Annotated in this window: 6 protein-coding genes (1 of these 6 only partly in view); 4 read left to right on the top strand and 2 right to left on the bottom strand. The window is 50.5% G+C overall.

Features of this window, described 5'->3' with window-relative positions:
- The first annotated feature begins 243 nt into the window (after nt 1–243).
- The 4 genes from pcrA to NYE54_RS30885 all read left to right on the top strand — a co-directional run bounded on the left by pcrA (nt 244) and on the right by NYE54_RS30885 (nt 13,781).
- Entirely contained in the window at nt 244–2,574 is a 2,331-nt protein-coding gene (pcrA, locus tag NYE54_RS30900) for a DNA helicase PcrA (RefSeq protein WP_339268368.1), read from the top strand.
- A gap of 39 nt (nt 2,575–2,613) precedes the next feature.
- Nucleotides 2,614–4,629, top strand: coding sequence for an NAD-dependent DNA ligase LigA (gene ligA / locus NYE54_RS30895; protein WP_339268366.1), 2,016 nt, complete (start codon nt 2,614–2,616; stop codon nt 4,627–4,629).
- Between the two features lie 362 nt (nt 4,630–4,991).
- Complete coding sequence (locus tag NYE54_RS30890) at nt 4,992–9,512, top strand: S8 family serine peptidase (protein WP_339268364.1); 4,521 nt, start codon at nt 4,992–4,994, stop codon at nt 9,510–9,512.
- Nucleotides 9,513–10,070: 558 nt separating this feature from the next.
- On the top strand, nt 10,071–13,781 hold the full coding sequence (locus tag NYE54_RS30885; RefSeq protein WP_339268362.1) for an S-layer homology domain-containing protein: 3,711 nt from the start codon (nt 10,071–10,073) through the stop codon (nt 13,779–13,781).
- A 159-nt stretch (nt 13,782–13,940) separates the two neighbouring features.
- On the opposite strand, the gene NYE54_RS30880 is transcribed toward NYE54_RS30885, so the two are convergent.
- Together NYE54_RS30880 and NYE54_RS30875 are read right to left on the bottom strand one after the other, a co-directional pair.
- Nucleotides 13,941–15,704 (bottom strand): LuxR C-terminal-related transcriptional regulator, encoded by a 1,764-nt coding sequence (locus NYE54_RS30880; protein ID WP_339268360.1) that lies wholly within the window; start codon nt 15,702–15,704, stop codon nt 13,941–13,943.
- A 297-nt stretch (nt 15,705–16,001) separates the two neighbouring features.
- A protein-coding gene (locus NYE54_RS30875; protein ID WP_076326485.1) for an MFS transporter crosses the window boundary here: on the bottom strand, nt 16,002–16,114 show its 3' end. It continues 1,144 nt past the right edge of the window; 113 of the gene's 1,257 nt are visible here — the last part of the coding sequence; its start codon lies off the right edge, out of view — the gene reads right to left on this strand; the stop codon is at nt 16,002–16,004.

Raw genomic sequence — 16,114 nt, 5'->3', positions numbered from 1 at the left:
CTTTTCCATCTGCCTTGGGGCGGTTAAGCATGTATTTTGTATTTATTTCATTTAAATATTGTAATTCATCAAGTCAAGCAACGCAGAACTCACAGTGTATTAGATACAGATACATTGTAATCTATATTCATATTTATTCTCTTTAAATTTTATCTATCTGCCAGACTCTATCCCATTTTTTCGATTATCATCTTTACACAAGTTTCTCCCTTATCAAATCTACACCTATTAGGAGGCAACACTATGCATTCCATTGATATACACGACGCCGTCAGCCGTCTGAATCCACAGCAGCGTCAAGCCGTTGAAGCAACCGACGGACCGCTGCTCATTATGGCGGGTGCCGGCTCCGGCAAGACGCGGGTGCTGACGCACCGGATCGGTTACTTGATCGCCACTCGCAAAGCCGCACCATGGAGCATCCTTGCGATTACATTTACGAATAAAGCAGCCCGCGAGATGCAGGAGCGGGTATCCAAGCTGGTTGGCCGCGAAGGTCAGGACATCTGGGTATCGACGTTCCACTCGATGTGCGTGCGGATTTTGCGTAGAGACATTGAACGGATTGGTTTCACCTCGAATTTCAGTATTTTGGACTCGACGGATCAGCTGTCGGTTATTCGGAACGTAATGAAGCATCACAATATCGATACGAAGAAATTTGAGCCGAAGGCGATTCAAGGGGCCATGAGCGCCGCTAAGAATGAGCTGATATCCCCGCAGCAGTATGAACAGAAAGCCGGAGACTATTTTGAATCCCTTGTAGCCAAGGTATATACCGAATACCAGAAGCGCTTGAAAAGCAACAATTCGCTTGATTTTGACGATCTGATCATGACCACGATTCAGCTGTTTAAGGAAGTGCCGGAGGTTCTCGATTTCTACCAGCGCAAATTCCAGTACATTCACGTGGATGAATATCAGGATACCAACCGGGCGCAGTACATGCTCTGCCGGATGCTGGCGGATAGCCATCACCGCATCTGCGTTGTCGGGGACAGCGATCAATCGATCTACCGCTGGCGTGGTGCGGATATTACGAACATCCTGAATTTTGAGCAGGATTACCCTGAGGCGCGTACGATTCTGCTCGAGCAGAATTACCGTTCTACAGCGAACATTTTGAACGCTGCCAACAATGTCATTGGCCTGAACACTGGCCGCAAGCCAAAGAATCTGTGGACCGAGCAAGGTGAAGGACCGAAGATCAAGGTGTTCCGCGGGGATACGGAGCATGATGAGGGGTATTTTGTTACCTCGGAAATTAGCAAGAGCATTAACGCCGGCAAGAGTTATCAGGACCACGCGATTCTGTATCGGACCAATGCGCAGTCCCGGGTTATCGAGGAAATTCTGATCAAGTCGGACATCCCGTACCAGATCGTCGGGGGCATCAAGTTCTATGATCGCAAAGAGATTAAGGACATGCTTGCTTACCTTCGCCTGATCTCCAACCCGGATGACGATATCAGTTTAACGCGGATCATTAATGTGCCAAAAAGAAGCATCGGCGACACAACTGTCGGGAAGCTGGCTGCTGCAGCCGCAGAGCGGGGCATCTCGATCTTCCGCGTGCTAGAAATCGTTGACGATCTTGGCTTTGCCGGACGGACGCGCAATGCGCTAGTGGGCTTCTACGACATGATTGCCGCGCTCAGCCGAATGGTCGAGTTTCTGTCGGTCACCGAGCTTACTGAAAAAATATTGGAAATGTCCGAATACCGCCTCGAGCTGCAAAACGAGAATACGATCGAATCCAGATCCCGCCTTGAGAACATCGACGAGTTCCTGTCGGTGACGCAAGAGTTCGAGAAGAACAACGAGGATAAGTCGCTCATCTCCTTCCTAACAGATCTTGCTTTGATTGCGGACATCGACTCGATGAATGATGACGAAGAAGACCGCGACGACGCTGTCGTGCTCATGACGATGCACAGCGCCAAAGGTTTGGAGTTCCCGGTGGTGTTTATCATCGGCATGGAGGAAGGGGTATTCCCGCACAGCCGTGCCTTTATGGATAACGAAGAGCTGGAAGAGGAGCGCCGACTTGCCTATGTCGGTATCACACGTGCGGAGAAGCAGCTGTTCCTATCGTGTGCGCGCATGCGTACGCTATTTGGCCGTACGACGGCGAACCCGCCATCGCGATTCTTGGAGGAAATCCCGGAAGAGCTGAAGGAAGACACCCAGATGGCGAATGACCGATACCGCCGCGGCGGCGGTAGCAATGTGGGCGGATCTTACGCTGGACGCGGCTTCGGCGGCGGTGGAGGAAGCAACTTCGGCGGTGGACGCAACGTGGACCTCTCCCTTAGCGGATCGACAGCTTCCGCCCAAGCCGCACCGAAGAGCCGGGTGACCATGACAACCGGTGCGCCATCCCGTTCGGCAGCTTCTTCGGACAACGGCGATTTTAAAGCTGGTGACAAAGTAGCCCATGGCAAATGGGGAACCGGTACGATTGTAGCGGTCAAAGGCAGCGGCAATGACATGGAATTGCAGATTGCATTCCCGGCGCCTGTGGGTGTGAAACGTCTACTTGCCGGCTTCGCGCCGATTACGAAGGTGGAATAAGGGTTACAACTTATATTATTGAAGGAGGATTGCCCCTGCATGGATTTCAAGGAAAAGATGGAGAAGCTCATTGCGGAGCTGAACAATTACAATTACCATTACTACACGCTGGATCAGCCGCTTGTAAGTGACAAGGAGTATGACGCCCTGTACGACCAGCTGGTAGCGTTGGAGGCGGAGACCGGAGTGACGCTTCCGGATTCTCCGACCCAGCGGGTGGGTGGGGAGATTCTGAAAGGTTTTGCCCCGCATCGCCATTTGGCTCCGTTATGGAGCCTTGATAAGGCTCAGAACATCGAGCAGCTCCGTACCTGGCATGATCGCGTCGTCAGGCTGGTCACTGACTACAATACGAAGAATCCCGGCAATCCTCTGCCTACTCCTTGTTATGCACTGGAGCTGAAGTTTGACGGGTTGACGCTGAATCTGACTTATCAGGATGGTAAGCTGGTTCAAGCGTCGACACGGGGCAACGGTGCGGTTGGCGAGGGCATTTTGGCTCAGGTGAAAACCATCAAATCGGTACCGATGACGATCCCGTACACGGAAGGCACGATTGAAGTGCAGGGCGAAGGCATCATGAACCTGTCCGTGTTGGACAAATACAATCAAACCGCGGCCGAGCCGCTCAAGAACGCGCGTAATGCCGCCGCAGGGGCGCTCCGCAACCTCAATCCGAAGGTGACGGCCGAGCGTAAGCTGAACGCCTACTTCTATAATGTAGGTTATTCGGATGGAATCACCTTTGCCGATCACAAGGAAATGATGGATTTCCTCCGTGAGAACCGGCTTAAGGTCAATCCGTACATTTTCTATTTTGAGCAGTTTGATGATGTAATGGAGCAATTGGCCGATATCGAGAAACGCCGTTCCGAGCTCGATTATCTCATTGATGGGGCGGTTGTGAAGGTGACCGACTTCCGTATTCGCGAAGCTCTTGGTTATACCGACAAGTTCCCGCGCTGGGCAGTCGCTTACAAATTCGAAGCGGAAGAAACCACGACCGTGCTGCAGTCGGTTAGCTGGAATGTGGGGCGGACCGGAAAAATCACACCATTAGCGCGTGTAGAGCCCGTTGAGCTTGCCGGAGTCACCGTGCAAAATTGTACGCTGAACAATATCGGGGATATTGAGCGCAAGAACCTCAAGTTCGCCCTGGGCTCGCGGGTCTTTATTCGCCGTTCGAATGACGTCATTCCCGAGATCCTTGGCAAAGTAACGGAGGAGCAGGATGGGGAAGAGATATTGTTCCCGGATCAATGCCCATCCTGCGGTTTCCCGTTGGAGCAGCGCGGCGCTCATCTCTTCTGCAACAACAAGACCGGGTGCAAGCCGCAAATCGTGGCCCGCATCACGCATTTTGCTTCCAGGGATGCCATGGACATTGAAACGTTTAGCGACAAGACTGCGATCCAGTTATACGACGAACTGGGTGTGAGAGAACCGGCAGATCTTTATACGTTATCTTTTGATAGTTTGCTGAAGCTCGAGCGCTTCGGTGAGAAAAAAGCCCAGAATCTGCTGGATGCCATCGAGAAAAGCAAGGAGCGGGATCTTGCATCTTTCCTCTTTGCACTGGGTATTCCGAATACCGGCAAATCTACAACCAAAATGCTGGCCGATCACTACCGTGATCTGCACCGCGTGATGGTGGCAACCGCAGAAGAATTGGTCGAGCTGCCGGACGTAGGCGGCATCGTGGCCGAAAGTATCGCTGGATACTTCGCGGATCCGTTTGCGCAAGCGAGCATTCAGAAGATGCTTTCGCTGGGTGTCCAGGCGAAAGCGCCGGAAGCACCGAAGCCAGTTAGCACCGATTCCTATTTCAGCGGCAAGACGGTCGTGCTGACAGGGACCCTCCATCTGCTGACCCGTGAAGAGGCAACGGAACGCTTGGAAGCGCTCGGTGCCAAAGTCACCGGCAGCGTGTCCAAGAAAACCGACCTCCTCATTGCAGGCGAAAAAGCCGGCAGCAAGCTGACCAAAGCCCAGCAGCTCGGCATCGACATCCTGGAGGATGAAGAAGAGTTTGTGCGGTTGCTGAACGAATCATAGGATTGACTGGATATATCTTGCAGAATCAGTTGCACCGCTTAGAAACCGAGGCTATTTCATAGTCTCGGTTTTTCTTTTTCCTCGATTTCATTTCTCCCCCCTTACCTCCTATGTAAGCCTTAATTCCCTTGAATTTATGATGTTTCCTGGCATTCGTCAAAACCTCCTATACAATCGACTGGATTTAACAAAAACATACAGAAAAGGATGAAGGAATCTAATTTCAGATTCTCGAATAATTTACCACGGGTCAGTCTTATGCGGAAAGGAGTGGATACCATCGATAGGCAGCACAGTTATGCTGATGACATCCCAGACCCTGAATTGATTGAGAAATCTAATTTTTTGGGAGGGGCAAAGCCTTGAGTAAAAAGTTATGGTCCGCACTACTAAGTTTTATATTGATGCTATCATTGATTGCACCAGCGGCTGGGGCCGCTCCGGCAGAACGGCAGATCGAACTGGGCAATCAGCTCAGTGCCGATGAAGCAAGGCAGTTAAAGGATATTCTAAAACAGAGAGCAAAGCTAGCGGAGTTTCCCAAGCTTGATCAAAGTCTACAGAAGTCTGCTGGGGGTCCAGCAAGAGTCATCGTAGAGTTATCTACTGAGCCAGTGGCTTTGGCAAAGGGCCTATCCTCCATTCAGGGCCAATCTTTTAGTTCTTCGGCAGAGGCGAAGGTCGAAGCCCAGGTACAATTGGAGCAGCAGACTTTTATTCGCAGTCTGGACACGAAGAATATATCACACGAAATTTCGAACCAATACAGTTACGCATTCAATGGGGTGTCCATGGAGATCGATGGCAGCAAGGTTGAAGCGCTGCTTGATATTCCAGGCGTTTTAGGCGTTTATCCCGATCTGGAGGTAACGGTTGGACCGAAGGGCGAAGTGAATCCATATATGAAAGATACGGGGCCATTCATCGGTGCTCCGGAAGTATGGGATCTCGGATATACAGGTAAAGGCATTAAAGTCGGCGTTATTGATACAGGTATTGATTATGTTCACCCTGTCCTGAAAGATGCTTATAAGGGCGGATATGACTTCGTTGACAATGATAATGATCCATATGAGACTACTCCAGTCGACTGGGAAAATGACCCTTCTAATCCCCCAGAGGTCGATGACAGGGGAAGTACGTATTGGACGGATCATGGAACGCACGTAGCGGGTACCATCGGAGCCCGCGATGTCGGCGAATATGGAGTCGTAGGCATTGCGCCGGGCGCGGATATCTATGCTTACCGCGTTCTTGGGCCCTACGGAAGCGGCTATTCCAGCTGGGTGCTTGGAGGTATTGACCGCTCCGTGCAGGATGGGATGGATGTAATCAACCTCTCGCTTGGTAATTCCCGCAATGACCCGGATTATGTAACATCCGTAGCACTTAACAATGCTGCGCTGGCTGGTGTCACGCCAGTCGTTGCAAGCGGAAATACAGGGCCAAACCGCTGGACGGTTGGATCACCGGGGGCGGCGGCTTTTCCGATAACAGTAGGAAACTCTACAGGTCCAAGTGACGAAATTGCGGCAACATCGCACTTTTTCACGGATGGGGAAATGCCAGAAGGCCCAACTAAAACCAATGAGGGCACGTTGGAACCTGGAGCGGAGCCAACACAACCCGTGACGCCTGAAGTGAAGAAGGATTTAGGAGCACAGGCAGACGAAGCGGCTGGGCCAACATCGACTGAAGATGTTGCACCAATCGATAAATCTGCCCAGGCTGCATTGACTGATGACACGGCCGCTATGGATGGAACTGCAGCTTCCGTCGATACGGAGCAGGATTCCAATCCAGTTCAATCGGGAGATGGTGCAGAAGAGGAGCCCGTCACTGATGAAGTGCCTCCGGCAGATGATGTCACTCCGATTACTGTGGTAGATGCTACGTATAAGCTTGAATTAATGGCTTGGAACCTGGCTGAGGACCCAGAAGTCGTCCTTGATGGAGATTTTGGACTTTTTTATGCGGATCTGGGTAAGCCAGAGGACTTCGCAGATAAAGACGTAGCAGGTAAAATCGCTTTGATTAAACGCGGCGAACTCGCCTTTGTCGATAAGATTGCCAATGCGAAAGCAGCAGGCGCGACGGGTGTCATCGTATTCAACCAGAACCCTGGCCCAATCGGCGTCTTGCTTGGGGACAGCTTCTCCTTCATTCCAACCTTTAGTATGAGTAAAGAAGACGGCGATTATATCAAATCGCTGCTCGATGCCAACCCGGATCTGAAAGTGAAGTTTTCGGATTTTATTAAAAACCGAACCGCAGGCGATGAGATTAATGATTCCAGCTCCAGAGGACCGGCTAAAAAGACGCTGGACATCAAGCCTGACGTGGTTGCACCGGGAACAAGCATTTTGTCATCCGTTCCGGCATACGGAAGGGACATTCCAGAAGCAGATTACAGTCAATCCTATGATCGTTTAACAGGTACTAGTATGGCATCCCCGCATGTGGCAGGGCTTGCAGCTCTCATTTTGGAGAAACACAACGATTGGACTCCATTCGATGTCAAAGTCGCACTGATGAACAACGCCAAAGTACTAAATACCGAGTCTTACGACGTAACGGATCAAGGGGCCGGGCGCGTACAAGCACTCAATACGATCCAGGCAGAGGCTCTGGTGAAGGTTCTGGACAAGACTTCGTATCAGGAGAACGGATCAGCCAATCAAAAGGATAACATTACCGGAAGCATTAATTTTGGTAACTTTACCGGCAAAGCTGCAAAGACCGTTCAGAAAAAAATAAAGGTAGAGAGTATTGGGAATTCGGGCGGAACATTCAACGTGGGAATCAATAACACGCAGGTTACGCCTGGAGTAAGTGTTGAAACGGATAAAAGCACCTTCACCCTCAACGGTCAAGAAGAACTTACGGTAACTCTTCAAGTGCCGGAAGGGATAGAGGGCGTATCGGAACAGCAAGGCTATATCACCTTTACGAATGGAACCCGGACTTATTCGGTTCCGTATGTTGCGTACTTTAATCTTGAGATCACCGGCGTGAAGTATACGAAAGCCTACAGTGATACCGAGAACTACTTACCGCATGTTCCGTTAACCGAGACGGGTGAATTGGGCAAGCTCAACCTGGCTTTCGAATTTTACAATCCGATGCAGATCGTTATCATGGACTTGTATGATAGCCTTAATCCAGAAGCGGGTGTTGACGGCGACGGAATTCTCGGCCAAATATTTGGTGGAGAAGCCTTTTTTAATGCGAACACCTCATTTACGATCGGCTGGAACGGGAAGTATGCCGATTATGCGACTGGGAAAGAGGTAGAGGTTCAGGATGGTCTATACTCGGTTGAGCTTCTATCCCTCGGTACGGATGGAATCGTGTATTCCGATTATGCGACAATTCCATTCTTCATGAAGAGAACGGCGCCTGAGATTAAAACCGAGCTCGATGTCAAAATTTCCGGCAAGAACAATCCTGCATTAACCGGCACGATCGATGACCTCTATGTAACGGCTGTTCCGGCGTTGTGGGATGAATGGGCCATTGATTTTGACGTCAGCGACTGGTTGAATGCCACTTATGTGATTAAGAGAGCCAATAAAACAATAGCGAAAGAAGGCAGATTTGATGTCGAGCAGGATGGTGCCTTTAACATTGCATTAGATGGATTGTCTTCTGGCAACTACACTGTCGAGCTTTCCGTCAAAGACCATCAAGGACTTCAGGGAAAAGCCTCCGTATCTTTGCAGCTGACGGGAGCGCCTGGACCAGGCAACCCGGATCCAGGTAACCCAGGCGGCGGATCCGGCGGCGGAGGTGGAGGAGGCTCGTCATCCGGTGGCGGTTCCACAGGAACTCCGTCCACTCCGGCACCCGAAGTATCAGGTGATGCCAAAGTAACCACGAAGAAAAATGCGGATGGTACTGAGTCTGCAACGGCCGCTCTGTCTGAAACTGCTGTTGCAGCAGGAATTACCGGAGACGGCAAAGAAGTGAAGCTGGATGTATCAAAGCTGGATTTCAGCAAATATAGCGATGTAGCCCTTACCCTCGGTAAGGCTGCCGTGGATAAACTGAAAGCATCCGGCAAACCGCTTGTTATTGCAGGTAACGGCTTTTCCCTGACAGTTCCTGCTGATGCTTTGGATGATTTTAAAACGAGCAGCGGATTCAGCTTAGCGGTTTCTGTAGCTGCAAGCAAAGGGGGAACCGCGGCGGGCCGATTGAACGCTGTATCCCCGATCGTTTCGGTCAAACACGGGGACAAGTTTAAACATCCGCTTTTGCTGACATTGAACTATGACCCAACAAAAGTGAAGGATTCGCGTAAAGTAGGTGCCTACCTGCAGTCGGAAAAAGGAGACCTGCAATCCGCAGGATTGCTGCAATCGGCTGCGCGCGGATCGATCACGTTCCGTATCAACGGACCGGGTTCTTATGCAGCCGCCGAGAATAACGTGACCTTTAACGATATCGTCAGCCACTGGGCTAAGGATGAGATTGAGGTTGCTGCCTCGCAGCATATCACGAACGGTACCGGTGCAGGACGGTTCTCGCCGAACAATGCGGTAACCCGTGCTGAATTTGCGACGCTGCTTGATCGTATTTTCGAGACAGGCATCGATTGGGAAACACGCAGCAAAGAAGCGGGGGCGAAGCATCCGCTGACCCGCGAGGACATGGTAGTCATGATTGCGGAAGCGTTGAAGATGGATTCCGAAACGGCATCCTTGTCATTTAGCGATACGAATCTGATTTCGGAGGATGCACGTGCGGCCGTGGCCTTTGCCGTAAACGAAGGTTTGGTGAAGGGAGTGAGCGGCAACCGCTTCGCACCGGGCGAGACTTCCACTCGGGCTCAGGTATCCGTGATTGTGTACCGTTTACTGGATTATCTGAATAAAATCTAATCAAGGATAGGCAGAGACAGAGCTTTAACGATGGAGGACTCGGCTGTTAGCAGCCGAGTCCTTTTTATTTTCTTGACAGCGTTCTGCATGAACGTTTGTAATATAAAGGAAATGGATGAGCAACCGGGAGGCGAACAAAGATAAAAACCCAAAAAGCCGTCATTTATTTTACCATAGCAATCGTACCTTTATTCATCATCTTCACCGTGTTAGGAAGTATTGCCGAAGGAACGGAAGGCGGTGCGATCCAGCGAATCGTCGAATGGTTAACGACCTATATTTTGCCATGGATCTTCTTGTATTGGTTTATTAAGCTGGTCCGCAAGATGAAGTAAACAAGGCCGTATGAAAGCTCAAGAAAGACTCGGGTGTTTACCCGAGTTTTTTTCGTTTTCGCCAAAGATCCCTCATACGGGGGATGTATATCTACCCAGTCAAAAGCTACTATTTTATCTGAGTATACGTTCCTATTTAACTGAATTGTATGCCTAACTAACTAGAAAAAGGAGGAAAATAACCATTAAACGCAGTGTAGCAAAAGCATTCATTGTGGTGGCCATGATCGTTCCGCTTCTATTAGGCAGCCTGGTCATTCCTGTGAAAGATCGGGCCTCTGCATTCAAGGTGCAGGCCGAGACGATTGGTACCATCGCTTATGATCCAAGAGGATTTGCCGGAGTCCACTCTATCTATAGCGATGGTACCACCGTCAGGGTTCTGGACGACTTTAATAAAGTCCCTTCTAACGCGCGCTGGGTCACGTTCATGCCGATCAATTTTGACGGGGTGGAGCTTTATTACAGCCGAGACGGGATTACAACCGAGAAGAAATTGATGAACCTTAGAGGGTTGAATGACCTGCCTGCCGATGTGAGGTGGCTGACGTTAAGTAACTTTGATGGAGCGTTCTTTGAGAATCAACCCATCGATAATCAGCAGTATACGTACAGTGTGGACGGTGTCAATATTTTAAGCGGTCCAGAGGTGCCGGCCAACGCGTTATGGGCCACAATAAGCTATTATACGACGACCTGGGCTGGCGAAAACAAATCGTTGAACTACAGCCGTTCCCGGGCGAGTTACAACCTGAATGCCGACCTCATCCGCAGCGTTTCTATTCAGTCCCATGCGGCAGATTCGAGTTATGCAAGGGCAGGCGATACGGTTACGTTGTCCTTTTCTTCGCTTCGAGCGCTCCAATCCCCGAGGGTCACACTGGCTGGACAGCAAATGCAAGCAACCGCTATACCGAACGCTGTCGGAAACGATTGGAGGGCATCTATGACGCTGGATGCTAGCCATCCGGAAGGGGAGATCAATTTCAGCATTGCATACCAAGACGAAGGGATTCCCATGACCGTATCGGCGACCACGGATGGAAGCTCCGTATTTTTCGACAATAGCCCGCCATCGGTATCTATGTCGCAATCTACGTCAGAATGGACACAGGGCAACGTCATTGTTAACGGACGAGCATATGATACGGGGAGCGGGATCCAGATTGAGAAATGGGCGGAAGGCCGCCAAACAGTGTCCTTTTTCCATAATAACGGCCATCTGCCGCAAGGGGGCATCATGTTCACCGCATTCAATAACGGATGGTATACCTGGTATGCAAAGGATCGTGCAGGAAATGAAATGGTGCAGTTCATTGAAATCGGGAACATTGATCGAGTATCACCTTCGCTTAGTCTGACGTCATCGCCGACGGGGTGGACAGCTGGGTCTGTCCAAATTACCGCATCAACCGTAGATGATCTCAGCGGGGTTAAGCTCACGAAGTGGGCTGCCGGCAGCCAGCCTTTGGCATTTTTCAAGAATGGCGCCGGAACCATGTTCAGCGATTCTTTTACAGTGACAAATAACGGGGTTTACACCGTCTATGCAGAGGATCAAGCGGGGAATCCGGTAACAGAGCAGATTACGATTCACAATCTGGACGACATCCCTCCTGCGATTTCGTTGACTCCATCCACGACAGAGCCGACGCAGACGGATATCGCTATTACTGTAGACGCCTCCGATCAGGAAAGCGGCATCGAGATCGTCAAATGGGCAGTGGGCAAGCAGCCGGCCTCCTATTTTGCGGCAGAGGGGAACACCTTGCAAGGGACAGGCTTTACGGTTTCAGAGAATGGTCTATACACAGTTTATGCCAAGGACAAGGCCGGGAACGAACAGATCGAGACTGTAGAAATCACCAATATTTATAAAAGCGGCCCAAACCTCCGGCTGTCACTCGACAACCCCGATTGGGCGAACAGCCCCGTTCGAATACAACTCGATGTAACGGACAACGGTAGCGGGATCGCGGTGCAGAAATGGGCTACCGGACATCATGATTCCGATTATTTCAAGAATGAAGGCACTCCGTTTACCGGTAGCAGCTTTACCGTTGACAGCAATGGAATGTATACCGTTTATATCAAAGACAATGCTGGTTACGATGCCGTGGCCGTCATTGAGGTTACCCGAATGGATAACGAAAGACCGATAATATCGGAGCCCAAGCTAACGCCTAGTACGTGGACGAGTCAGGATGTCAAAGTGTGGGTATCCGGCATGGATAACTCCGGCGTGATCTCACTTATGAAATGGAGCGCCGGTGTGCAGGACGAAGTTTACTTCGAGCAAGGAAGGGGCATCGTGTTCCAAGATGTATTTACGGTGGATGCGAACGGAGAATACACGGTATATGCGAAAGACGCTGCCGGTAACGGGGATGTTAGATCCTTCCATGTAAGCAACATCGATAGGGAAGAACCGATCATCTACCTGCAGCCTTCTATCAAGGATCCGACAAACCAGAACGTGGCCGTGACGGCTGATGTTTACGGTACGTTAAGTCCGATTATGTCTACGAAGTGGGCGCCGGGGATCAAGTCGTTGTCCTATTTTGAAGCGGAAGGGAACGACTTTAACGGAACCTTCGAAGCGGAGTTGAATGGATGGTATAGCGTATACGCCGAGAGTGCTGCGGGCAACAAAACAATTGAGACCATTGAAGTCATGAACATTTTTAAAGAGGTGCCAGTCATTCAGGTTGCGGTGTCACCGTCTGTTCCGACGCAAACCGACGTCACGGTGACCGCCTCGGTCTATGCTCCGCATCCGTTGGTTGAGAGTAAGCTTGCCTTCGGGCAACAGGATGCTTTCTATTTCGCACACGGTGGTGGCGAGCCTTGGAGTGATAGGCTGGAGGTCCATGACAATGGCTGGATTACTTATTATGTCCGGGATCATGCAGGCAATGAGTCGGTGAAACTGGTGGAAATCACGAATATCGATCGTGAAAAGCCGGTAATTACCCTGCTTGGCGATTCTCGAATCTCATTGGTGCAAGGTTCTGACTATACGGATCCGGGCGCCATGGCCAATGACAATCTAGACGGAGATCTAACGGATCGCATCGAGGTTGAAGGTAAAGTCGATACTTCCAGACCGGGACAATACACGCTCCGTTATTCGGTAGCCGATCGTGCCGGCAATGAGGCGGAAGAGGTTGTTCGAACGGTTAACGTTACGCCTCGGCCAGGTGGTGGAGATACAGGACCGACTGATCCTACACCGGGAAGTGGCGGGAGCGAGCCGAATCCTTCTTCAGTAGATAAGGGGGATAAGAACGAAGGACTTCCAGGATCGATTTCAACCCCAACGCCAACCCCAGGAAATGGCGGCGGTTCGTCTGCTGCACAACCGCCCCCTAGCAAACAGACTCCAGCCCTTACCGACATTACCGGACACTGGGCCGAGTCTGACATCCAGGCGCTATATGATCTGAAGCTGGTAAAAGGTTATCCTGACGGAAGCTACAAACCAGACCGTCCGGTGACCCGGGCCGAATTTGTCGCGCTGCTGATACGGAGCCTGGGATTAAAGGGGCAAAACAGCGCTACATTCCAGGATATTAAAAATCACTGGGCTGGCGACGCGATTCGTACTGCTCTAGCCCATGGAATTATTGGTGGGTACAGCAGCCGAGCTTTTGGCCCCGATGATCCGATCACACGTGAGCAAATGGCTGTCATGCTGGCCAACTCGAGCCAGCTTGTGAGTCTTTCCTCCAGCGTTTCCGGTACAAACTTAACTTCCTTCAAAGACCAAGGCTCCATATCCGCCTGGGCAAAGCAACAGGTATCTGACGTGGTTGGGAACGAGCTGATGAACGGGTACCCCGGAGGAAGCTTCTTGCCTCGAGGATTGGCAACACGTGCAGAGATAGCAGCGGTTATACATCGTCTTATAAATGTGATTGAACAGAGCATATAAACGAAAAAGCTTACTTAAGGTCTCTTCCTTAAGTAAGCTTTTTAGATCTATTATAAGAGCATTCACATGCTTCCCAAACATACTGATCGTGGAATAGAAGGGTAGAGGCGATGGAATTGCAGCTTATAGCTGGCGTTTAGTCCCTTCTGGAGATAGGGGCTACTCAGGAAAGGGATGGTCCTCGTGAAGCAAACCGAGCGTATTAGCGATGGCTGCGGCTTTTCCTCTTCGGTCAACCTTCAGTTTTTCGAAGATTTTCTTGATGTGGGTCTTTACTGTCTCATTGGTGATGGTAAGTGCCGCGGCGATTTCTTTATTCGAGAGCCCCTTCGAGATCAGGCGAAGCACTTCCTTCTCCCGTCCTGTTAAATCATGCACTCCTCCCGCACGCTTTTTTGCCGATTGGAGGCCATGATCGGAAAGCGGCAGCTCGGTATGGGAGCGGACTTTCGCATGAATGGCAAATAGAGCTTGGGAGGCAATGGTGCTCAACACATGAAAACGATCGGGGGCAAATGCTTTTGTGCTCATCTCATTTTGCAGAAACAATACTCCTAGCAATTGATCCTGAATAACGATAGGAAAATAAAGCACGGAACCTTCTGTCGAATGAGCGGAAGAAGTTGAGTTCAACTCAACCATCCCTGGTGTGGCAGTCGGCCCGTGAAGGGCAGCTTGGGATTCCGCTGTCTGAATAAGCAAACGCCGGCTGACTCCATGGGCATCCTCCAGGAGAGTTCGCTGAGAAGAAGCCGCCAATCGCCTGCCGTCCATCTTTGCCGCAGCTTCTACATACCATTTGCCGTCCTGCAACATTAGCATCAGACCGCGATGGGCGCCGGCGTTCATGACCAGGAGCTGCATGAAACGTTCAGCTACTCGCTCCGTTGCGATCTCCGAGTTAAAAATATGTGATGCCTGCATGATGGCGGCCAAATCCAACACTTGCGGATAGTTGACGATATGGCCCGAAAGCGACATGGAGGGAACGGTTTCCTGGAAGGGCTTATCTCCCTCGTCCTTATCAGTGAGTGTTTCATGCTGCTGAAATGAATTGGAAACGGAAGGATTTTGCCTGGTTTCATACCTGCAGCGCTTGGCATCCGGATCTGATTCAGCAGCTAATCGATGCCGGGCTATTTTCTCAGCAATGCTCCGCATGTCGAGGTAGCGGTCATCGGGGTCTTTTTCCAGCATGTTCAGGATAAGTTCTGATATCCATTGAGGCAGATGAATATCATGGAAGGGATCAGGCCTTATGGTAAGATGGGCGTGAGCCCAAGGAAGTGCACCGTTCGCGGTGAAGGGAAGTCTATGAGCGAATAGCTCGTAGAATGTCACGCCAAGTGAGTACATATCGGCTCTGCCATCCAGGCGATGGCTCATTCTCCCAGTTTGTTCCGGAGACATATAGATTGGATTGGCTTCCAGACTGACATGCCCCTGTAAATTCAATTGATCCCGGCGAACGGCGTATCCGAAGCCCGTTAAATAAACGTCCTGGGTGCTTTCCTGAACAAGAAGGGTATCTGGCCTGATGTTTAAATGCAGAACGTCGCGGGTATGCAGATCCTGCAGCCTGCGGGCAGCACGCTCAAGCATTGGAATTAATACCGAGGGTGAGGAGCCGTGGATTCGTACATATTCCCTTAAGGTTATAGCGTGAATGGGTTCAAACTCCAACACGATCATTGTCTTGAACGATAAGTAGGATACAGGCTTGAACAGCCCGTCCACATTCAAATCATTGAGGAAATGATATTCGTGGATGAGCTTCGCATTCTCGATCGTTGTACGGCTACCTTCTTTTACAATTTTCAGGAGCATCGTTCTCCGGGTTCGCTCGGAACGGGCATACGCCACCGTTATATATGAATCCTCATAGACGATGCCGGTGATCGTATATCCTGGGATTTTCAACATATCGCACATTCCTTTGGTCTAGCCTGTTCGTATGCTCGTATCTGGCATGGTCGTACTATGGCTTGTATTTTGTTTAGTATATCATGTCTATAGACTGGGATTATCAAAAACAAAAGCACTAAGAGGAATGAAAGGTTAGCGATACAGACGCAGATATCCGTTTTATGTAAATGTAAAAGACAGACGTCCAGTCGATCCGTACGGTGCGGATGATTTGGGCGTCTGTCTTATGAGGGCCAGAACTATGTTTAAAGCATACAAACAACCTGATCGGTTACAGAGACCTGGCGGAGACAGTTAATCCCTCGCCCACTGGTCCAGTTTGTCATCACCGGGAAGAAGCAGGGCAAGCAGACCAAGCAGCGGCAGGAAGCCGATGGCGATCATAACATTGCCGATTCCCCACGCAT

The organism is Paenibacillus sp. FSL K6-1330, assembly GCF_037976825.1.
Lineage (GTDB): Bacteria > Bacillota > Bacilli > Paenibacillales > Paenibacillaceae > Paenibacillus_AQ.
The sequence above is the reverse complement of the archived record's forward strand: the minus strand, read 5'-3'. Positions and strand labels throughout refer to the sequence as shown.